Genomic DNA, 21,914 nt, shown 5'->3' with positions numbered 1-21,914 from the left:
AACACTAGCCTAAAATAGCGGCCTTCACCCTAGAATCCTTAGTTGAAAGCCAAAAGGATGCGTACTCCCTTAGTGTGCATGGCGTGCAGTAAAGATGTGTAATAGCCCCCATAGTTGGGGGGATGCATAGACTTTGATGGCTCAGGTGCGGTTTCTAGATTCATGTTGGCGCTTTGCCAAACGACCTTTCACTCCACCATACGAATCCCCCTATGAGCCGCGTATCTTTTGCCCAATGGTTAACTGTCGACATTTCAATCAGCGATAATTTTTCTTTTCAGCCCTTACCAGAATTTGGCATAGAAGAAAACGTTGTGTGCTTTTGGGAAGATGAGCAAGTCAGCTTTACTGTTGCTATCGACGAGCAACCCCCGCATGCGAGCCATGATGAACATTGGGCCGAGTTAGAAAGCGCACTTAATAAAGAATTTGGCGCTGTGACGGTATTGCAAAACGATGTTTACGCAACAGAAAAAGATGTGCCTATTAGCTATAAGGTTTTTCTCGCTGGCGAGGGCGACGAAAGCTCTCACCTAATTTATCACCTGATAAGCAACAAAAAAGCCGCTTACTGGATTATTGGATCACCGATTTTTTGCACTGACGCGCAAGCAATTAACGAGATTATTATCGCGCTGATGGAAACCGCGAAACTAAAATAGCGGCTGCCAAAATAGCGATTTCGGAATTTTATTAGCGCTAAAAATAACGCCTTCGCGCTCTAAGCGTTCGCGCTGGCGCGTATAGGCCTCGCTACCCACAGGAAAAGACAATCCGCCACTGGCATTAACAATACGGTGCCAAGGCAACGTTGTTTCTTCTGGCATTGCCTTAAGCACTGCCCCCACTTGCCGAGCGTAACCGGCAAACCCCGCCATTTTGGCCACTTGCCCATAGGCCATCACCCGCCCTGGCGGCACACTGGCCACAACAGCCCATGTTTTTTCGGTAAATTCTTGAGACGCCATCATTACACTACGTTAAGAGAGAACACATTTTAGCTACAGCTTGCTGGCCGCATAAAATAGCATTTTGAGCGGTGGCGTCAAAGGCTGTACTGATCTAATAGAACCGGACACTTCAAATATCGCCACAAGCTGATTACTTAGCGATTTGTACCGAGCCATTAACACGAATAATGTAGTGTTGAATCGATCAAATACCTCGTTGCCGCAAGGGTTTAACAAAGGCTTTAGTGCGATTATTCTGCGGCATTGTTATCGCTAACGGCTTGCGCTAGCTCCGCACACATTTCAGCCAACAGCAATGCACTTAAATTCCCTGTCCAATAGCTGTATGCAATTTACTAAGCGCTAGGGGCATCGGCTTTTACCGTGCTCTACGCCGCATTGGGTAGTCGATTACTTCTTCTGGGCAATAATATTTTGTACTGCAACACTAGGCGTAGCAAATGCTGCTGCATCCACATGATGAACAGGCCGCAACCAACGCAATTGTTTTTCGGTGAGTTGTACTGGGTCCACAGGCTTCGGCAAGTAATCGTTCATTCCCTGTGCTAAACAAACATCTTTAGAGCCTGACATCGCATTAGCCGTCATCGCTAAAACCGGAATGTCGGCACCTTGAGCGCCAGTAAAACGACACTTTCACGCGTCCGCGCCGAAAAAGAAATTGCCTGCCAATATTAAACCCAGACCCGCTAGCGCAGGCAGCAACCAGCATAAGAAAAACTATAAGATATTTGGCGGCTGTTGCTGATACTTGGTAATCATCTACATTGAACTTGTCCCAATGACTGCTAGATTTATACTATCCAAGGTGTAGATTGTAACCGTCTACATGCATCACCCCATACCAAGCTACGTCAGGGTTAGAGGTTTAAGCCGGCATTATGATGTTAAAAACATGGGTATTGAGCATCGCGTGCATGCTGTGTGTAAGCACGAATTGCTGGGCAGACACCATTAATATCGCTCGGGCAGCCAACGATAAAGGCCGTCTTCCAGATCTTTTATTGAACGCTGCGCTTGAGCGTGGAGGCATGCATCAAGCCAGCTACCCTTACGGCGATATAGAGACACTGCCACTTAGCACGCGCATTAATGGATTAAAAAACGGCGAGTTAGATGTATTTTTTGCGTTATCCACGCCTGAATACGAACAAGAGTTCATCCCCATTTACATCCCTATTTATCGTGGAATGATGGGCATGCGCCTAGCGATTATTAAAAAAGAAAATATCAATATTTTCGAAGACATCAAAAATGTAGAGGGCCTACAAACCCTTAGCGCGGGCCAAGGGAAATTTTGGGCAGACACCAATATACTCGAGTACAACGCACTGCCGGTGGTTAAGTCGTTAAAATACAAAAACCTATTTAGAATGCTAGAGGCAGATCGCTTTGACTACTTTCCAAGAGGTATTCAAGAACCTTGGGCCGAAGTAGAAAAACACGAACACCTGAACCTTACCGTCGACCCTCATATTATGCTTTGGTACACCGCGCCTTTTTATTATTTTGTACCACGCTCCAAGCCTGAGCTTGCTAGCCATATTACCGAACAGCTCGAAGCTATGATTGAAGATGGCTCGTTTATGTCGCTTTTTAATCGCGAGCCTTATATCCAAACAGCGTTACAACAGGCCAACATTGAACAACGTACCATTATAAAGCTTAAAAACCCCTTTTTAAGCGATAGAACCCCAACCGAACGAAAAGAGCTTTGGTACACACCAGACAGCTCCGCCAACTATACTTCTATTGATGAATCGCTATGAAATCTATTACTTTTAAGGTACTTACCTCGGTATTGGGCACAATTAGTATAATATTGGCGATAGTCGCCGCCACATCGTACCTTTCACTCAAAGAAAACCAACTCAATCAGTTCGAACAACAAGTACAAGATACAAACAAACAGCTTGAAGTTATTATGACTGATGCCATCTTTTCTTATGATATTGATGTTTTAAATAAAATTTTAGATTCTTACAAACCTAATCTTTTAATTGCCAATATTATTATTCAAGACCAAAAATCGCGCGTAATGGCCTCTGTCACAACACAGCGCAGTGTGGCTAACACCTATGATATTGCAATTAATTATACAGAAGGGAAAAAAGTTGGGACTATTTCCGTTAGTTATTCGCGCGACCAAATGGATGCCATTCTTGTCGGAAAAATTACCGAGGTAATTACAAACTTACTCATCACATTAGTGGCACTAAGCTTATGTTTAATCTGGTTGATACGGCAAGTATTAGTTAAGCCTATTACCCGCGTTTCACGCATTATTACCGCCATGAATACTCAGGGGCGATTTGACTTAACCGCCAGAGTTCCCGTTACCAGCCAAGACGAAGTTGGCGTATTAGCCCAGAGCTTTAACGACCTACTAGAAACCGTTGAGCTAACGTTAAAAGATGTTAAAACGAATATTCACCAGGTTAGTCACTGGCTGAATAAGTTTGAAGATATTAGCCATAACGCCAGCAATACTACGCAAAACCAAAAGCACATAACCGATAATGCTTTAGCCCACGTACAAGAACTACAAACGGCTATTACAGGCATTGTCGAAAGCACCGAAATTACCGCTAACGACTGCCAAGAATCACTACTGGTAGCCAAAGAGCGCAAACATGATGTGGAAGAAAATTTACGCTTAGTTCGCGACTTAGTGTCTGAACTCGACAAGAATGCAGCTAAATCTAACGAGCTTAAAGATGCCAGCCGCTCTATCGGTAGCGTATTAGATGTCATTAAAAATATTGCCGAACAAACCAACCTACTTGCCTTAAATGCCGCTATTGAAGCCGCCCGGGCCGGCGAATCGGGCCGCGGCTTTGCCGTGGTTGCAGACGAGGTACGCACGCTAGCACAACGCACACAAGACTCTACATCCGAAATCGAAAGCATTATTGACGAGTTACAAATTAAGGCCCAAGAAGCCTATTCCAGCACGCAACAAGGCCAAGGCTTAGCTAAACAAGCCATTACCCTAACAGAACAAAGCTCTAAATCTTACAATTACATCGCAGAGAAATTACAGTCCATCAATACCAAAATTCAAGACGTTGTACATGCAGCCGAAAAGCAACATGCCCTAAGCAATGAAGTTAATGGCCATATGCAACAAGCTCAGCAAGGCTCGCAAAACCTAGCCAGCGAAATTCAAACTATGCACTCAGACTCCACCATCGTGCACCAAGCAGAAAAACAACTGAACGAAGACCTCAGCAAATTTCATTTTGGGTATTAATAGACCTAGACACACTACCCTGCGCATGCTGATAATCCACCACCCCGTCTGGCAGTATGCTCAGTCCCCTTTGCTATTCACCAAGCCTATGCCTGCCGGCTTTCGAGCAGAGGCTAAGCACAACCCCCATTAATGTAAATGAAAGATAATCGTAACTATTCAGGTGGGTGCGAAATAATGGTCACCCTAAAGGCGAATTAATTGTTTCCTTGGCATTCAGGCGTCTGGAACGCTTGCATAGCGACCAGCCCCAGCAAGGATGCGTGGAGGTAGATTTAGCAGGAGCACAAAGTCGCAGAAGGCTTGAGCGGCCCAGAAAATGATCAGTTTGCCGACCTATCTGAGCATGGCTGAATAGTTACAGATATTCTTTCATTCGCAAGAGCTATCGCACGGAAACAATATTTGACACCGCTACATTTAAAAAGAATAAAACAGCACAGCAATAAAAACGCTTAGTTAAACGTATACGCAGCGGTTGCGGCCTTCGTTTTTAGCTCTATACAAGGCATCATCTGCACGTTTAAAGCCGTGATCTAAGCTTTCTTGCTCGGTAAATAAAGTAGCGCCAATACTCACAGTAACGGTGAGCTTATCGGCTAAACCGGCAAAACGCGCCAGCTCAACCGAATGACGAATTTTTTCGGCAATGGTTTGGATTATATCCGCATCGACATTGGGGCAAACTAACAAAAACTCTTCACCACCCCAGCGGCCAAGAATATCGCTACGGCGAACACTAGACTGTAAAACCTCAACAACACTTTTTAATATTTGATCACCACGATCATGGCCATAATTATCATTAATAAGCTTAAAATGATCGATATCAATGACTAACAAACCGGTAATATCGTTAGCGCTGGCGCTTTCAAAGAGGCTGTCTATCGCGTGATGCATACCCAAACGGTTTAGAATGCCTGTTAGCGAATCTTCCTGAGAGAGGCGCCGGTAATGCCGGCTTTTACCGCGTAAATTCATGTAATTTGCGATCCAGCCGCCACACAAAATAAGCATGATTGCGTATCCCAAATAGGCCCATAGCGTCAACCACGGCGCGGCTTTCATTGTTATGGCTAAGGGGCTTGAAACAATCCAATCTCCGTCGTGGCGACTTGCACGCACTTTAAACTGGTATTCGCCTGGAGGAATATTGGTATAGGTTGCCGTGCGGTTATCCCCCACGGCTCGCCAGTCGTTGTCAAAACCCTCTAGGCGATACGCAAAACTTAGCGTTGATGCATCGCGATAATTAAGTGCAGTAAACGAGAGCGCAACCATAAGATCCTGATGATTTAAGCGAATAGCTGGACTAAATAACGTACTAATCTCAAGCGGATAAGCCCCAGGAGAAACACGTTCGTTCAACAAACTAAAGCCGGTAACATATACAGGAAAGTCGGTATCTTGCGGCTTGAGTTCCTCAGGTTTAAAGCGATTTAAGCCATCGGCCCCACCAATGTAAAAATACCCATCGGAACCACGAACAAAAGCATTTCGGTTAAAATTATTACCAGCCAAACCACTGTCATGAGTAAATACCGATAACTCTAAGGTTGCAGGATCGATCAAGACTAAACCATTGATCGTTGCCACCCAAATGCGCCCAAGAGAATCGTCTAATATTGCCGATGCTGTGAGTGCTGGCATGCCCTCGGCACGACCGAAGTGCTTAATGACATCGCCTTCTGGTGACAACCAAAATACACCCTGATCCTGCGTTCCGACCCAAATGGATCGATCGTGATTTTCAAATAATGCAGTAATACGCTTACTTAAAGCACCTTTTACCTCGCTGTTAATAAGCCAGTGTTTAAAACCCTCCTCGGCGCTGACAAAACTATCCAACCCGCCATGAGTTCCCAGCATAATATCGCCATTTTTACGTTCAATAATACGCCAAATAAAATCGTGCGATATGCTGCTAGGGTTACTGCCAACAGCTTGATAATGCTCCGCCTTGGTTCGATTATGGGTTAAGCGTATAAGGCCATTTAATTCGCTCGCAAGCCACGTACTGCCATCACTGGCGTTTAAAATATCCCAAACAAAACGACTGCGCTCAACAATCGCAGGCACGCTGCCTTGTGCTAAAGCAGTAACCTCACCCGTGGGAATATCGAAGGACACGAGCCCACCGGACCACGTGCCTAACCACAACGTCCGCTCGTCCATTTGAGCTATTGACAGAACCGCCTTGGCCGGCAAACCTGTATTACTGATGGTATAACGCTGCACATTACCGGTTACCGTATTTAATGCATTGAAGCCATCTTCTGTTCCAACCCACAAAACATCGCCAGCACCTTGCTGTAGCGCCAAAATAGAGCTGTGACTTAATGTGTTAGTGTTTTTAGGGTCTTTACGGTAGGTTTGAATTCGTTTTTTTCCGTGGTTAAAGAAGCTTACGCCACGATCAAACGTACCGACCCACATATCGCGGTTGGCGTCCTCAAAAATAACGCGCACCTGATCGGAAGCCAGCGAATTCACATCATGTGGGCGGTGGCGCTCTGGGTAGAAGCGTTGCTTAGCCTCGTCAAACTGGACTAGCCCGCCCTGATCCATAGCAATCCAAATAACATTTTCCTGATCTTCGTAGATATCCCAAATCACATTGCTGGCAAAACCTTTAGTACCATGGCTTTGTAAGTTGTAATTAATAATGTGCTCACCATCGGCGGAGAAGACACTAACGCCTCCACCATAAGTGCCAACCCACAACCGACCCTGAGCATCCATCAGAAGGGCTTTCGTTTTATCACTGACCAAGCCCGTGGTGTTATCACCATTAGCGTCGTATTGAATATGCTGTACAACGCCATGCACAGGGTGATAACGGAATAAACCATTGTAGGCTGTCGCTATCCATAGAAAACCACGACCATCCATTAATAAATCAACTACCGTGCTATTGCGGTATTCATCCCCTTCAGAAGTAAACGGTATTGCTGTTAGCTGCCTATCTTGACCATTAAAAAAGAACAATCCAGCCCGCCCACCTACATACAAATCACCCAGTCTGTCAAAGGCTAGAGCCTGCATGGAAGCTCCGCCCAAAGGCTGGCCCAGCCAGCTAAAATCACAGTCGAACTGCTCTGCTGCATCAAGGTAACGGCAGAGGCCAGACTCCGTTGCCACCCACAAAGTGCCGTTGTTCGCCACTTTTATCTTACGGATATAGCTACTAATAAGGCTGTTTTTGTTTTTCGGCTGATGCTCAAACACCCGCAGCTCGCTGCCATCGTAACGCCCCAACCCCACCTCGCCGGCCAGCCATATAAAACCGTGACGATCCTGAGCAATAGAATTAATCCCGCCAATTTGCCTTACCTGAGAGCTGCTCAAAGGGCTTTTAAAAGACATATCGGCATACGAGATCGTTGCGCAGAACGCTCCTAGAAATAGCGGAAGCACTCGAACACAAATGGCAGCAAAACCGTCAAGAAAATGCCAATTTAAGCTTGTATTATTTATGTTTTTCGAATTCGACAAATAAGTTACTCAATAAAATCTACTGCGAACAGCTCACCAGTCAGCCAAAGGCAATGGAGACACTTGTAAATTTCCGGCGCTTAAGCACGCAGGAATTACAATAAGCGTAGTTCAGTTTTATTCAGACATTAATAACGAGTATTACCTAATATTACAAACCAATCGCCAGTCGTAGCGGCGCTACCCTAAGCATTACATTTGCTTACATTTTTGTACTTGTCCTTAATGCTTGCACTAAATAATACTATGCCAAAGCCTACCCCATACTAGGCAGTAGGGCGAGCGCCAACAGATCGCTTTACAGACACAGGACACATAACTTTAGTGATTAAATGGTGCGGTTTAGCTAGCCCGCCACGTCTAATAAATCATAACAGCCGATGTGCAACTTTTTGGCACTAGCACCGTATAGCAATACAACAGTACACGTGAGCACGGCCAATCAGCAAACTAACGCGCGACACGTCAAGGAGTTACAAAGGAGCCGCCCATGGATGGGTTTAAAGCAGGATGCAATAAGGAAATATAGGAATACTTCGCTTGGAAGGCGAGCAATAGTGCAGGATGCATATAAAGGAGCCGACCAAATAGGAGGATCAAGGGTCACGTTCAACATAAGGCCATGTTGCGGCAATGGAGCTTGCCAAATTTCGCTATAGGAAGGATATAGCGAAGCAAGGAGAACCACCCAAGGATAGCTAGCAAGATGCTTAAGGCCGTCGCGCCCCCCGTTCTCGGTACACTCGAACTCGATGCTTCGAACTCGATATACTGCTTCGCGACGAAAGGTCAAACTTTTGCACCAAGGAAGGTGCCTATATTCATACTCACTAAGCCCCTAAATACACCAACTTGTTAACCCCAATTCTCCTTAACCCTGCCCGACAAGGCTATAATGCCCCCTTTCGCAGCTCTGCGACCCCAATTTAGGTAGTTATCGTGTCCAGTATTTTAGATTTACAACTTCACCCCCGCCTGCAAAAAGCCATCGATAAGCTGGGCTTCACCGAGGCCACCGAGGTACAAGCCCGCGCCATCCCAGCTGCACGAGAAGGCCGAGACCTCATGGTGTCAGCCAAAACAGGCGGCGGAAAAACCGCAGCCTTTTTACTCCCGATGCTAGAGCGTTTTTTAGCCGAAGACCGGCCGCGCTCGAGCACTCGCGGCCTAATTCTTCTCCCCACCCGCGAACTGGCACTACAAACCCAACAAGCTTTTCAAGATATGGCCGCTTTCACGCACCTAAAGTGCGGCCTTATCATGGGCGGCGAAGCCTATAAATACCAAGTGGCCAATATCCGTAAGAACCCTGAAGTCCTTATTGCCACGCCTGGGCGCTTGGTCGAACATATCGAAAAAGGCAACGTCGATTTCAGCGATCTAGAAGTTTTAGTCTTGGACGAGGCCGACCGCATGCTCGACATGGGCTTTGCCGAGGACATGCACACCATTGCCACCCGCTGCGCTACGAACCGGCAAACCCTACTTTTTTCTGCAACGCTGAAGCATCTTGGTATTAACGAAATCAGCAAGCAGCTTAAAGAGCCGCTTCGCCTTGAGATCGACAGCTTATCTCACGGGCATAGCAATATTGTGCAAGAGCGTATATTTGCCGACGATGACAAGCACAAAGCCAACATCATCGGCGAACTGATTAAAGAAGAGGAGCCAAAGCGGGTAATGATTTTTTGCAAAACCCGCGAGCAAGCAGAACGCTTGAGCCATGTGCTTAACTATAAAAAGTTCAAATCTGGCTACATACATGGCGAGCTAAGCCAAAGCTTGCGCAAGCAAATACTCAACCAATTTAAAGACGACAAGCTCCAAGTGGTTGTGGCTACCGATGTTGCAGCCCGCGGGCTAGATATCAAGCATGTTGACTTAGTCATTAACTTTACCGTAGCCCACTCTGGCGACGACCATGTCCACCGCATCGGCCGCACTGGCCGCTCCGATGCCAACGGCAAGGCTATAACCCTTGTTAGCGCACCTGACTATAACCTGATGTCCAGCATAGAGCGTTATTTGAAAATACGCCTAACCCCGCGCAAGATTAAAGGACTTGAAGGCACCTACAGCGGCCCCAAAAAAGTAAAGGCCTCGGGTAAGGCAGCCAGCACCAAAAAGCGCAAACCTGCGAGCAAAAGCAACCCAAGTAAAAAAGGCAGTAACAAAGGAGGCAAGGCTAAAGCAGCCCCAACCCGCCGCGAAGCTGTGAGCACATCCGGCGACGGCTCCACCCCACTAAGACGGAAAAAGTAAGTAGCTATTCAGCCATCTGCACAACTGAACGCTAATTGATCATTTTCTAGACCGCTCAAGCCACCCGTGGGCGCTATGCACGCGCTCTGGAAAGCGTGCTCCTGCGCTTTCTCCCCCTTACAATCCCTGTAAGGCCCGACGCGGGAGTGCCTAGAAAGCAATCATTCAGGCCCCCGAGTGAGCAGTAGTTTTTACGACTGAATAGTCACAAAAGGAAAAGGCGACTCTCGCGGGCCGCCTTTTTATTATTCGCTCACTATAGGTGGGTGGCACTACAACCCAGTCGGAAACGCTAAAACTCTGATAATAGCTTAGGGTTAGTCACTAGCTTGCGAACACCATGGGCATGATCTTCCTTAAAGATATTAGATTTACACCACTGCCCTACCGAGTTGATATCCAGCTTTGCACACTTGGGCCGCACACTCCAGGTCACCTGATAAGGCGAACACACCGCATCATTATACGAAGGTCCCGTAGTCGAGCCTAAAAATTCAACCGGCTTGCCGGTATTCTTTGGCAAGTTGCGCGCGCTTTGCAATTCATTAAAATTAAGCGCCGCGGAATCATTCACCAAAGTAAAGACTTGCGTCTCCACGCGTAAATCTGGGTTTGCGCACGACTCAGAAAAACACGCCCCCAATGTTGGCCCAGGCTTGATGTCGCAACTGGAGTACACCCAATGCACTTCTATTGTATCGCCCGGCACCAGATCACCATGCTCACCCGCACAAATTGAGCCTGCTGTTGGCGCTCGCTCCTTTTTACTTAATGTTTTACTGAGCTTACACTGATAACCCGAGTTATAACCGTCATGGCCGTCACCGGCGTAGATCGAAAATGCTTTAGCTTTATGCTCCGCATTTTCATGAAAATGGATGTTACATAAATTCATTTCTGATGCTTTGGGCGCGACAGTAAAAATAACTGAGTTCCGCCCCTTTGCGCTGTCAATATCGCGCGGAGTTTGCGGCCCAAACCCCTCACAAATATTACCTCTCTCATCATCGCTGGGCTGCGGGCTACTTCCAGCACTTGCAGGCAAAGACAGCAGCAAACCAGCCGCCACAACAAAACACGTTAACCTCATATCAAATCCTCTAAAAGCCTTAAACGTAAATCGACAATTAAATATAAAAACCAGAGCTTTATAACATGCCTATATAACATTACAAGTTATCACGTTAGGTACAGAAACTTAGGGCATATATTAGCCCTACCTAATGCCACGCCCTTTTAGTCAATACATTCCACTTGTCCGTTAAATACGCCGCATCCCGTTTTTTTACTGTCGTTTACGAATGATTGTCTATGCTTTAGATATTGCACAAATGAATGAGGGTTAACTATGAGTATTAGTGCCGACAAGGCTATTGTGAAGCGCGTAAAAGCGATGCTAAAAAGCGGTAAATACCTATACGAGGCGCTGGCGGAAGAAGGCATTAGCTCTAACCGCTGGTACCGCATTTGCAGCGCGCTGAATATTAGCGTGCCAGGGCCGCGCGGCAAAATCCCGACGACTTACACACCAGAGCGGGTCAAAATAGTCAAAAAGCGTATTAATAGCGGCGAGTTACTAAAGGATGTCGCAAAAGATATGGGCATGGACCCGCGCAACCTTGCCCGCTACTGCCGCAATAACGGCATTACGCTATTCACCAAAAAAGCACTGGCCGAGAATTACAAAAAGCGCGGCGAATCCATGCGAGGGCAAAAGCGCAAGCCTTACACTTCTCGCAATGGCGAGCCACTAAAGCGCGCCCAAGTGCTTAAGCTACTCAAAAAAGGCAAAAGCGTGGATTATATAGAAGGCCACAGCGACGCCAGCCGCCACTATATTTACGCCCTGCGCAAAGAGTTTTTAGAAGCCCGAACAGGCTGAGAAAACGGCAGGTGAATAGCATAATAGCATTCGCCTGCCGTATATTTTCAAAGAATAGATCTATAGCGCTTAGTCATTACCAAACAAGTCGCGGGTATACACTTTATCGGCCACATCGCGAATTTCATCAACCATACGGTTGGCAACAATCACATCACAACTGGCTTTGAACTCTTCAAAATCCGTCATCACTTTAGAACGGAAAAACTCAGCCTCAGTCAAAACTGGCTCGTAAATTACCACCTCAATGCCTTTTGCTTTAATTCGCTTCATCACGCCTTGAATAGACGATGCACGGAAATTATCGGACCCAGCCTTCATAATAAGGCGATAAATACCCACACGTTTGGGGTTTTTACGTACGATAGCATCGGCAATAAAATCTTTGCGGGTGGTATTGGAGTCGACAATTGCGCGGATAATATTATTGGGTACCTCGTTATAGTTAGCCAATAGCTGGCGCGTATCTTTAGGCAAGCAATAACCACCATAACCAAACGATGGATTATTATAATGATTGCCTATTCGCGGATCTAAGCCAATGCCTTCGATAATTTGTCGACTATTTAAACCGTGCGTTTCAGCGTAGGTATCTAGCTCGTTAAAATAAGCAACCCGCATAGCCAAGTAGGTATTAGCAAACAGCTTAATTGCCTCGGCCTCAGTGGAGTCGGTAAATAACACAGGGATATCAGCTGCATTTTTTACTGCACCTTCTACCAATAAGCCAGCAAAGGTTTGCGCACGTTCGGATTGCTCACCAACCACAATACGCGAAGGGTGCAAGTTATCGTAAAGCGCTTTGCCCTCGCGCAAAAACTCTGGCGAAAATATAATATTATCAGTACCCAACTGCGCCTTAATACGCTGAGTAAAACCTACAGGGATGGTCGACTTAATCACCATAACTGCATTAGGGTTAACCGCCATAACATCTTTAATCACTGCTTCAACAGAGCCTGTATTAAAGTAGTTAGTTTCCACGTCGTAATCGGTTGGGGTGGCAATCACCACAAAAGCTGCGCCCTCATAAGCATCGCGCTTGCTGGTAGTGGCGCGCAAGTTTAACTTTTTATCCGCAAGGTATTCGTGCAGCTCTTTATCTTCGATGGGCGATTTTCGCTCATTTAGCATCGCCACCTTTTCCTCCACAATATCAATGGCAACAACCTCATGGTTTTGCGCGATTAATACTGCATTCGAAAGCCCAACATACCCTGTGCCTGCTACTGCTATTTTCATAAAATAAAATCTCTATTACCTGTACGCGAACAAATATTAGCTGTATTGGTTTTCTATCCAATCTTTATAACTGCCATCCATTACAGCGCGCCACCAAGCTTCGTTATTTAAATACCACTGTACAGTTTTGGCGATGCCTGTTTCAAAAGACTCTTTGGGCGCATAACCCAATTCGTCATTAGTTTTAGTCGCATCAATCGCGTAACGGCGGTCGTGGCCTGGGCGATCTTTCACATAAGTAATCAGCGATTCACTTTTGCCTGCCAATGCTGCCGTAGCTTTAGGGAAGTGAGTGGCAAGCGCGCTATTTTTAGCAAACTCGTTATCCATCAAACCACAAATCGTTTTAACAATATCGATATTCGCCCACTCATTATTGCCACCAATATTGTAGTTTTCGCCTATTCGGCCTTTGTTCAATACCAAATCAAGACCATAAGCATGGTCACTCACGTACAGCCAATCGCGAATTTGCTGGCCATCACCATAAATAGGCAAAGCTTCGTCATGCAATATATGGGTAATTACTAATGGAATTAATTTTTCGGGAAAGTGGTAAGGGCCATAGTTGTTAGAGCAATTGCTAGTGGTAACTTCTAGCCCGTAAGTGTGGTGATAGGCACGCACTAAGTGATCGGAAGCGGCTTTACTGGCAGAATACGGCGAATTGGGCGCGTAGGCCGTTTCTTCCGTAAAGGCCGGATCAGTCGCCGATAAAGTACCGTATACTTCATCAGTAGAAACATGGTGAAACCTGTGCGGCAATACCTTTTCACCATCCAGCCATACAGTTTTAGCGGCTTTTAATAGGCTATAAGTACCTAAGATATTGGTCTCGATAAAGGCATCCGGCCCAGTAATAGAGCGGTCCACGTGCGATTCTGCCGCAAAGTGTACAAGGGTATCCACTTGATGTTCGCGCAATAGCTTTTCAACCAAAGCTGTATCGCAAATATCGCCGTGCACAAAAGTAAAATTATCGTGGTCTTTTACCGGCTCTAAATTTGCCATATTACCGGCATAAGTTAATGCGTCAATCACAATCACTTTATCGTTAGGGTATTGCGCCACCCAATAATGTACAAAGTTTGCCCCAATAAAGCCGGCCCCGCCGGTTACTAATAATGTTTTCATAAAACTCTCTTTCTATAATAGTATTTTCACTGCGCTCGGCAGGCGCTGCGCGTGCATTGCTAGATTCTCGGCTCCAGACTCTCAAATCCCGATTCCCGATTTCCGATTCCTACCCCCAGCCCAGCCCAGCGCATCTCACATCCGCCCTTTATAATTCATCTAGCATATTTTCAAGCTGTTTTCGCCAGTGCCGTGCGCTGATGCCGGCAGCTTGCTCTGCGGTGCTTTTATCTAATACCGAATAACCCGGGCGCTTAGCTGGCGTTGGGTAACTAGCGGTAGGTATCGCTTTTATGGGTATCTCTTTTGTGAGTAAACCTTTGGCTAGCCCAAGCTCTTGTATTGCAATAGCAAAATCATACCAAGAAGCAGCGCCAGCGTCTGTCCAATGATACACGCCTTTAATATCAGCTTTCGCGACTATGGCCCATAACCACTGGGCCAAGCCCTTCGCCCATGTTGGCGTACCAATTTGATCGGCAATAACGCCCAACTCTGGCTTCTCCGCCATTAAGCGCAGCATCGTTTTAACAAAATTATTACCATAACGGGAATAAACCCAAGCCGTACGAACAATAACGCTAGCATCAGGTAAAAGCTTTAGAACATGCTGCTCGCCAGCCAGCTTAGACGCACCATAAACGTTAATAGGCTCCACCGGTGAGCTAGGTAACAACGGGGCAATACCACCGGCCGTTAATGCACTGTTATTCCCAAATACGAAATCAGTAGATACATGCAACAAGCGCGCACCTACCTGTTTGCAGGCTTGTGCGATATTTTCGACTGCCTGACTGTTAACCGCATAGGCAGTTTCTGGTTCCGACTCGGCTTTATCCACTGCCGTATAAGCCGACGCGTTAATCACAACGCTTGGCTTAAATGTTTGAAAAGCCGCTAGCACATCGCTGGCGCTAATAATATCCAGCTGGGTTCGCCCTAAGCACTGGACATTAGCACCATTAGGAGTCGTCGCTAATAGCTCGTTCGCGAGCTGACCCGACTTACCTATAATTAAAATATTCATTCGATTCACTCATAACAACGGGAACACCGCTTCGCGGTTCTGGAGCGCTTGGTATGGGAGAAAAGACCGCGAAGCTCGAGAAACGGGAAACCCAAAACCCAGCCTCTCGGCACGAAGCACATCCCGAGCGCAGCTTTCTCACTTCATCCCCTAAAACTTGGGAGCATCAGCAAAAGATAAGCCATTTTGATCCTTCCCGGATAACGACGGCGGTTTACCGTCGACTAGCGGCCATTCGATGCCCACGGTCGCGTCATCCCACTTAAGCGACACCTCTGACTGAGGATGATAAAGATCGGTGCATTTGTAAACAAACTCGGCGCTTTCGGTTATCACATAAAAACCATGCGCAAAGCCCTCTGGTACCCATAACTGGCGCTTGTTCTGCGCCGATAGCTCCACCCCCACCCAATCGCCAAAAGTCGCCGAGCTTTCACGCATATCAACGGCCACATCAAATACCGCACCACTCACAACACGCACCAACTTACCCTGCGTTTGCTCTTGCTGATAATGCAAGCCACGCAATATACCCTGCACCGACTTGCTGTGATTATCCTGCACGAAGGGCTTAGCGCCAGTGCGCTCGGCAAACTCGTCGGCACGAAAGGTCTCCATAAAGAAGCCACGCTCGTCACCAAACACGGTGGGTTCGAGTATTTTTACGTCGGGGATTTTGGTATCTATGAATTCCATGGAGTTACAAATTAACCTTGTGTGAAATTTTATGTTCGAGCGCTATCACGCCTTTTCCTCTGCAAACCAAATGCATCGTCAATTATGGTTTGAGTCGTTTGGTATTCATCTTTAATTAGCTCGATAAACGAGCTAAAGCCGTCAGGCAACGGCCACAACCCAGTCGCCTTAGACAGCTGGCCCGCCTCGAGCTGGTATTTGGCAAGATTCCTTAGGTAAACTTGGCGTGACTCGCGCGCAATAACTATGGGAGGCAACCCAGCAGCCAAAACAGGGAGGTTGGCCAAAAGTCGCGCCAATCGGCCATTACCATCCCAAAACGGATGAACGTGAACAAAAGCCACATGTGCTTTCGTGTAAACATCAACCGCAGCATTCAGGTCTAATCCCTTTACTCGAGCACATTCACAGCAAGCATTAAACCACTTCAGCCATTGCTGCATTAAATCAGGAACATCTACGGGTGCCGCATACTCAATAAATACATGCTTTCCTGCATCATTAACCGCATAGGTTCCATTAGGCTCTAGCGTCCATGCACCGTAAGGCTTGTTTATATCACTGACAACCTCGGATTGTATGGCTTTGTGCAAACCGAAGATATCGTCGGTAGTGATTAAACGATCCAGCATCGAATAAATAATCTCGATCGCCTTAGCGTGACCCAGCACTTCCTGATGATCTTTAATTGATTTACCCGATACGGTTAAGCCCTCTTCAATAACAAAGTGGGTATCGCCTAGCGAGAGGGAGTTACCCTCCAAGCCCGTCGATGTGTAAGTCCATAAGTCTCGGAGTTGTCGCAACACCACCGACTTAAGATCTTGATCTAGACCATCGAGAAACTTCATGTAGCGAACCTTAATGTAAACCGGCGATTTAAAAGACCTTGGTATCTATTAGTTTAAGCAAGTACTCACCATAACCACTTTTAACTAGGGGCTTGGCTATTTCACGCAGCTGATCAACTGTGATCCAACCACTACGATAAGCGACTTCCTCAGGACAGTTCACTTTAAGCCCCTGGCGCTTATCCAGGGTGGCAATAAATTGTGCGGCAGCCAGTAGATCGTCGTGGGTACCCGTATCTAACCATGCGGTGCCCCGCCCCATTACCTCAACATCTAAATCGCCTGCAGCTAAGTACATTTGAATAATATCGGCAATTTCAAGCTCACCCCTAGGGCTAGGCTTAACAGCTTTGGCATATTCCACGACTTTTTCATCAAAAAAGTAGATGCCCGGAACAGCATAATTGGATTTTGGGTACTCGGGCTTTTCCTCAACACTCAGCGCCTTTCCAGCCGTATCAAACTCGACCACGCCGTAGGCACGAGGGTTTGCAACATGATAACCAAAAACAGTGCCGCCACTGCTTTTTGCTGATGCCGCCTGAAGCGATTGCACCAAATCGTGACCATAAAAAAGGTTATCGCCCAACACCAAGGCCGCAGAAGAGCCCGCCAAAAAATCTTCGGCCAGTATAAAGGCCTGCGCTAAGCCATCCGGCGACGGCTGTACTTGATAAGTAATATTGATACCAAACTGGCTTCCATCAGCCAGCAGCTGTTTAAAACGGTCGCTTTCAGCTGGCGTTGTAATAATCATTACATCCCGAATGCCAGCTTGCATAAGCGTGGCTAGTGGATAATAGATCATGGGCTTGTCATAAACAGGCATAAGCTGCTTACTGACCACCTGTGTTAACGGATACAGCCGCGTACCACTACCGCCCGCCAAAATAATGCCCTTACGCATACCAACTCCCCAAAATTAACCATGTGCTTAATCGTGGGTGCAGCCTATCAAAAAACGCCAGAAAAGGAAGGCCAAATACTAGCGAACAAACAATTCCCCTCACCCTAAAACACTCAAAAAATACTGGGTTCGCACGGAAACGTAATGCGGGATTCGAGAAAACGAACTAGACCGACGATTGGGCAGCGGTATCGCCGCAAAGCGCAATCCCGTATCCCGTATCCCGTATCCCGTATCCCGTATCCCGTATCCCGCCATGCTATGATTCACCAATCTTCACTCTCAACCGTACCCTCAGCTGCCTATGAAAAAGAAACTCCCCATCGGTATTCAGTCCTTCGAGCAATTGCGCGAGAACAACTGCTATTACGTGGATAAAACACCTAAACTCCTCCAGCTAATCGACGAGGGCAAATACTACTTTATCAGCCGCCCGCGCCGCTTTGGCAAAAGCCTAATGGTAGACACCTTGCAATGCTTGTTTGAAGGGCGCAAAAGACTGTTTGAAGGTTTACACGCTGAGAACGAATGGGACTGGAGCACCAGTTACCCCGTGGTGCGCTTTGGTTTTGGAGACGGCGTAATGCAAAACCGTGAGCAATTGGATGACCGTATCAACCAACAGCTAGCCGACAACCGCAAACGCTTAGGCTTAAATGAAAACACCGCCTTAGATATTCCCGGCAACTTCCGCAACCTGATGCTAGAGGCCAAAGCCAAGTGCGGCCAAAACGTCGTAGTACTTATCGACGAATACGATAAACCCATCCTCGACAATCTTCACAATAGCGAGGCCGCCATTGCCAACCGCGAAGGCTTAAAAAACCTCTACTCGGTAATTAAAGACGCCGACGAATTTATTAAATTCGCCCTACTCACCGGCGTGAGTAAATTCAGCAAAGTCAGCTTATTTAGCGGGCTGAATAATCTTACGGATATTACCCTCACTAAACGCTACTCTGATATTTGCGGCTACACCGATCACGACTTAGACACCATTTTTGCACCCGAGCTGATCGACCATAATCGAGCGCTGATTCGCCAGTGGTATAACGGTTACAGCTGGCGCGGCACAAGTGTGTACAACCCATTTGATATTCTGCTTTACTTCGCCAATCAAGAGTTTCACCCCTACTGGTTTGAAAGCGCTACCCCAACCTTTTTAGTCAATGTATTAAAAGAGCGGCAAATCCAACCGCTCGAACTGACCAACTATTACTCGGACCACGACCTACTCGGCCATTTTGATGTCGACCATATAACCACCGAAGCCCTACTTTTCCAAACAGGCTACCTCACCATCAAAAGCGAAAGCGAGCCCGTACCAGGCGCCATCGGTTACGACTTAAGCTTCCCCAATATGGAGGTGGAAATTAGCTTAAATAAAGCGCTGCTACCCACACTCGGCTTAGAAATCAACGCCGTTACACGTAAACGCCTCCCCATATTTAAAGCCCTGCAAACCTGTGACTTTGCTGCACTGGAAACACACTTAAAGAGCCTTTACGCCAGCATTCCTCACGACTGGTACCGCAAAAATAACATTCAGAATTTTGAAGGCCATTACGCCAGTATTTTTTACAGCCACTTTGCCGCATTAGGTTTACACGTAGCAGTTGAAGACAGCAGTGTGAATGGCAAAGTCGATATGGCCATCCAGTACGACAACAAAACCTTTATTTTCGAGTTTAAAGTGGTGGCCGATAAGCCCCTGGGGAATGCCTTGGCGCAAATTAAGGCCAAGAATTATGCGCAAAAGTATGTGCGCGAAAGCTGGACTATTTATGGTATTGGCGTGGAATTTAGCAAGGCACAAAGGCAGGTAGTTGCGCTGGAGGCGCAGGTGTTGTGAGGTGGGGTTCGGGGTTCGGGGTTCGGGGAGATTTTGTAAAAGCCGCACTGGGCGGCAAAGCAGAGCCTTTAATTCCGAACGATTAACCAATATCATTAGACCAGAAAAATTTAAGGCACACCGCGTATGAAAATAACAGAACGCAGAAGAAATAAACGAGGACATTCACCCGCCACATAACTACAAAGGCATAAAGAACGTCAACCCTAAAACAACCCGCTATTTGACTCCCCTACTAACCCAAGCCTTAGCTTGATTAATGGCAATATGCTGATCACTTAACTTATGCCCGCCCACCGTCACACCATCCATTAACGTTTGGATTTCGGGCAATGTAAAGTTAATACCTTCCAATTGAACTGCGTCATGCACCAATACCGAGGCTTCGCGCTTAGCGAGCATGAGTACTTTTGCTTTGTCTGGTTTTAGATTTGGAAGGGTTAAGGTCATTACGTTTGCCTTGCGGATTTGTAATATCCGTAAATTCTGCTGAAAAATTTTGAGTGCGTGCCCCCTGTTTTTCTATTTTTTGAAAAACTGAGGAATTTTTGTTAAATTCTTACCGACTAAAGCTTTGAATACAGGAATACCTGATGCTCTCATAACCCTAATATCCTCTTTGGATTTTTGAATAATATTTTTTAGTGAACGATTGCTTGCACCTCCAACACGCATTTTTACCAGCACCTCCGATATATAAGCTGGCACCACACCACCAACAAACAAATAGCGCATTAAAGAGTCATAATCGGCTGCGATTTTATAAGATAAATCAAACAGCCCGAAGTTTTCATAGAGAGATTTTTTCATGTAAAATGTTGGATGCGGCGGCATCCACCCCCATTTAAGCTTGGAAGCGTCGTACTTTCCGCTCTTCCAATGGCGAACAACCTTGCTAACATCATCTTTCTGAACATAATTCAAGTCAGCGTAAACAGCATCAGGACTATGCTTCTCAATGTAATCAAGAATTATCTCTACCGATGCATTATCTGCAAAAATATCATCCGAGTGCATAAAGCCTACATACTCTCCTTGGGCCATCTGAATCCCTTTATTCAAGGCATCGTAAATGCCGCGATCTTTCTCACTAACCCAGCGATCTACCACCTCAGATGCTTTAATAATATCCACCGTACTATCAGAGGAGCCGCCATCAACGACGATAGACTCAAAGTCTTGGCAAGTTTGGGCCGCTAGGCTATCAAGCGTGGCCGGTAAGGTTTCAGCACTATTCCAAGTCGCTGTAATGATGGAAAGTTTTACGGGCATAGTAACTTCTAAAATATAAAATACGGTGCAACACCAAATAAAAAAGGGGCTTGCATTACAAGTCCCTTTTGTACAAATAATTTAGCCCCTAAAAGACTCTTGGTTCGCCAAGAACCACTCATACGTTGAGGTTAAACCCTGCTCAAGGCCAATGGAATACTGCCAACCTAAGCTCTTCAGGCGATCCACATTCATCAGTTTGCGCGGTGCCCCATCAGGTTTTGATGCATCAAATGCAATATCACCCTTAAACCCCACCACTTTAGCGACGGTTTCCACCAGCTCTCGAATAGTACAATCGACACCAGTGCCGACATTGATATGACTGAGCATTGCCTCTGTATTAGCATTATAGGTGGATTGATCCAATTGCATGACATAAATACTAGCTGCCGCCATATCGTCCACATGCAAGAACTCACGCATCGGCTTACCCGACCCCCAGGCCACCACCTCAACATCACCCTTTGACTTAGCTTCGTGGAAACGGCGCAAAAGCGCAGGGATAACATGAGAGTTTTCAGGGTGGAAATTATCATTCTCACCGTATAGGTTAGTGGGCATTACAGAGCGATAATTACGACCATACTGACGGTTGTAAGACTCGCACATTTTAATACCAGCAATTTTAGCAATCGCATACGGCTCATTAGTGGGTTCCAAAGTGCCGGTTAACAATGCCTTTTCAGTCATTGGCTGCTCAGCCAACTTCGGGTAAATACAGGAAGACCCTAAAAACAACAAGTTCTGCGTACCCGCTAAGTGAGCACCATGAATAATGTTATTTTGAATCGACAGATTCTCAAAAATGAATTCTGCAGGGTAGCTGTTGTTCGCGACAATACCGCCTACTTTAGCCGCCGCCAAATAGACTTCATCAAACCTATGCTCCGCCAAAAATGCAAAGACAGCGGTCTGATCAAGTAAATTTAGCTCATGACGTAAGCGAACAACAACCTCACAACCACCTTGCTTTTTTAACTGTCCAACAATGGCAGAACCAACCATACCGTTATGGCCAGCGACAAATACTTTTTTCATACTTACACTCAGTGTGCGGATTAACTGGG

Annotated in this window: 19 protein-coding genes; 6 read left to right on the top strand and 13 right to left on the bottom strand. The window is 46.4% G+C overall.

Annotated features, from left to right (window positions below; translation table 11 throughout):
* Nucleotides 1–212 precede the first annotated feature (212 nt).
* Nucleotides 213–662, top strand: coding sequence for a hypothetical protein (locus MARGE09_RS13340; RefSeq protein WP_236982636.1), 450 nt, complete (start codon nucleotides 213–215; stop codon nucleotides 660–662).
* Here MARGE09_RS13340 and MARGE09_RS13335 read toward each other — a convergent pair.
* Nucleotides 654–971 carry an MGMT family protein gene (locus tag MARGE09_RS13335; protein ID WP_236982635.1) on the bottom strand — a complete coding sequence of 106 codons (318 nt, stop codon included), beginning with the start codon at nucleotides 969–971 and terminating at the stop codon, nucleotides 654–656. The genes MARGE09_RS13340 and MARGE09_RS13335 overlap by 9 nt on opposite strands.
* A gap of 390 nt (nucleotides 972–1,361) precedes the next feature.
* Nucleotides 1,362–1,544 carry a hypothetical protein gene (locus MARGE09_RS13330; protein WP_236982633.1) on the bottom strand — a complete coding sequence of 61 codons (183 nt, stop codon included), beginning with the start codon at nucleotides 1,542–1,544 and terminating at the stop codon, nucleotides 1,362–1,364.
* A gap of 308 nt (nucleotides 1,545–1,852) precedes the next feature.
* Between MARGE09_RS13330 and MARGE09_RS13325 the strand changes: the two genes are divergently transcribed.
* Both MARGE09_RS13325 and MARGE09_RS13320 read left to right on the top strand, forming a co-directional pair.
* Entirely contained in the window at nucleotides 1,853–2,740 is an 888-nt protein-coding gene (locus MARGE09_RS13325; RefSeq protein WP_236982631.1) for a transporter substrate-binding domain-containing protein, read from the top strand.
* Entirely contained in the window at nucleotides 2,737–4,224 is a 1,488-nt protein-coding gene (locus MARGE09_RS13320; protein ID WP_236982629.1) for a methyl-accepting chemotaxis protein, read from the top strand. The genes MARGE09_RS13325 and MARGE09_RS13320 overlap by 4 nt, the downstream gene beginning before the upstream one ends.
* 459 nt (nucleotides 4,225–4,683) lie before the next feature.
* Here MARGE09_RS13320 and MARGE09_RS13315 read toward each other — a convergent pair whose 3' ends face one another.
* On the bottom strand, nucleotides 4,684–7,590 hold the full coding sequence (locus tag MARGE09_RS13315; protein WP_236982627.1) for a ligand-binding sensor domain-containing protein: 2,907 nt from the start codon (nucleotides 7,588–7,590) through the stop codon (nucleotides 4,684–4,686).
* Between the two features lie 1,068 nt (nucleotides 7,591–8,658).
* Between MARGE09_RS13315 and MARGE09_RS13310 the strand changes: the two genes are divergently transcribed.
* The gene (locus MARGE09_RS13310; RefSeq protein WP_236982625.1) at nucleotides 8,659–9,981 is read left to right on the top strand and encodes a DEAD/DEAH box helicase; all 1,323 of its coding nucleotides are present in this window, start codon (nucleotides 8,659–8,661) and stop codon (nucleotides 9,979–9,981) included.
* A 292-nt stretch (nucleotides 9,982–10,273) separates the two neighbouring features.
* Here the strand turns inward: MARGE09_RS13310 and MARGE09_RS13305 are convergent, their stop codons facing one another.
* Nucleotides 10,274–11,071, bottom strand: a complete 798-nt coding sequence (locus MARGE09_RS13305; RefSeq protein WP_236982623.1) for a delta-class carbonic anhydrase — start codon at nucleotides 11,069–11,071, stop codon at nucleotides 10,274–10,276.
* A 258-nt stretch (nucleotides 11,072–11,329) separates the two neighbouring features.
* On the opposite strand from MARGE09_RS13305, the gene MARGE09_RS13300 reads away from it, so the two are divergent.
* Nucleotides 11,330–11,863, top strand: coding sequence for a hypothetical protein (locus MARGE09_RS13300; protein WP_236982621.1), 534 nt, complete (start codon nucleotides 11,330–11,332; stop codon nucleotides 11,861–11,863).
* A gap of 69 nt (nucleotides 11,864–11,932) precedes the next feature.
* Here MARGE09_RS13300 and MARGE09_RS13295 read toward each other — a convergent pair whose 3' ends face one another.
* The 6 genes from MARGE09_RS13295 to rfbA form a co-directional block, all read right to left on the bottom strand.
* Nucleotides 11,933–13,105, bottom strand: coding sequence for a nucleotide sugar dehydrogenase (locus tag MARGE09_RS13295; RefSeq protein WP_236982619.1), 1,173 nt, complete (start codon nucleotides 13,103–13,105; stop codon nucleotides 11,933–11,935).
* Between the two features lie 36 nt (nucleotides 13,106–13,141).
* Complete coding sequence (gene rfbB / locus MARGE09_RS13290; protein ID WP_236982617.1) at nucleotides 13,142–14,239, bottom strand: dTDP-glucose 4,6-dehydratase; 1,098 nt, start codon at nucleotides 14,237–14,239, stop codon at nucleotides 13,142–13,144.
* 148 nt (nucleotides 14,240–14,387) lie between these two features.
* Entirely contained in the window at nucleotides 14,388–15,266 is an 879-nt protein-coding gene (gene rfbD, locus MARGE09_RS13285; RefSeq protein WP_236982615.1) for a dTDP-4-dehydrorhamnose reductase, read from the bottom strand.
* 150 nt (nucleotides 15,267–15,416) lie between these two features.
* Nucleotides 15,417–15,962 carry a dTDP-4-dehydrorhamnose 3,5-epimerase gene (gene rfbC / locus MARGE09_RS13280; RefSeq protein WP_236982613.1) on the bottom strand — a complete coding sequence of 182 codons (546 nt, stop codon included), beginning with the start codon at nucleotides 15,960–15,962 and terminating at the stop codon, nucleotides 15,417–15,419.
* 29 nt (nucleotides 15,963–15,991) lie between these two features.
* Entirely contained in the window at nucleotides 15,992–16,813 is an 822-nt protein-coding gene (locus MARGE09_RS13275; protein ID WP_236982611.1) for a Fic family protein, read from the bottom strand.
* Nucleotides 16,814–16,841: 28 nt separating this feature from the next.
* Entirely contained in the window at nucleotides 16,842–17,720 is an 879-nt protein-coding gene (gene rfbA / locus MARGE09_RS13270; RefSeq protein ID WP_236982609.1) for a glucose-1-phosphate thymidylyltransferase RfbA, read from the bottom strand.
* Between the two features lie 304 nt (nucleotides 17,721–18,024).
* Here rfbA and MARGE09_RS13265 point away from each other — a divergent pair, with 304 nt between their 5' ends.
* Complete coding sequence (locus MARGE09_RS13265) at nucleotides 18,025–19,572, top strand: ATP-binding protein (RefSeq protein ID WP_236982607.1); 1,548 nt, start codon at nucleotides 18,025–18,027, stop codon at nucleotides 19,570–19,572.
* 219 nt (nucleotides 19,573–19,791) lie between these two features.
* Here MARGE09_RS13265 and MARGE09_RS13260 read toward each other — a convergent pair whose 3' ends face one another.
* The 3 genes from MARGE09_RS13260 to fcl form a co-directional block, all read right to left on the bottom strand.
* Nucleotides 19,792–20,022: a hypothetical protein gene (locus tag MARGE09_RS13260; RefSeq protein ID WP_236982605.1), complete on the bottom strand. Its 231-nt coding sequence runs from the start codon at nucleotides 20,020–20,022 to the stop codon at nucleotides 19,792–19,794.
* Nucleotides 20,023–20,094: 72 nt separating this feature from the next.
* The gene (locus MARGE09_RS13255; protein ID WP_236982603.1) at nucleotides 20,095–20,844 is read right to left on the bottom strand and encodes a glycosyltransferase family 2 protein; all 750 of its coding nucleotides are present in this window, start codon (nucleotides 20,842–20,844) and stop codon (nucleotides 20,095–20,097) included.
* 81 nt (nucleotides 20,845–20,925) lie between these two features.
* Entirely contained in the window at nucleotides 20,926–21,885 is a 960-nt protein-coding gene (gene fcl / locus MARGE09_RS13250; RefSeq protein ID WP_236982602.1) for a GDP-L-fucose synthase, read from the bottom strand.
* Between the last annotated feature and the right edge of the window lie 29 nt (nucleotides 21,886–21,914).

Source organism: Marinagarivorans cellulosilyticus (genome assembly GCF_021655555.1).
GTDB classification, from domain to species: domain Bacteria; phylum Pseudomonadota; class Gammaproteobacteria; order Pseudomonadales; family Cellvibrionaceae; genus Marinagarivorans; species Marinagarivorans cellulosilyticus.
The sequence above is the reverse complement of the archived record's forward strand: the minus strand, read 5'-3'. Positions and strand labels throughout refer to the sequence as shown.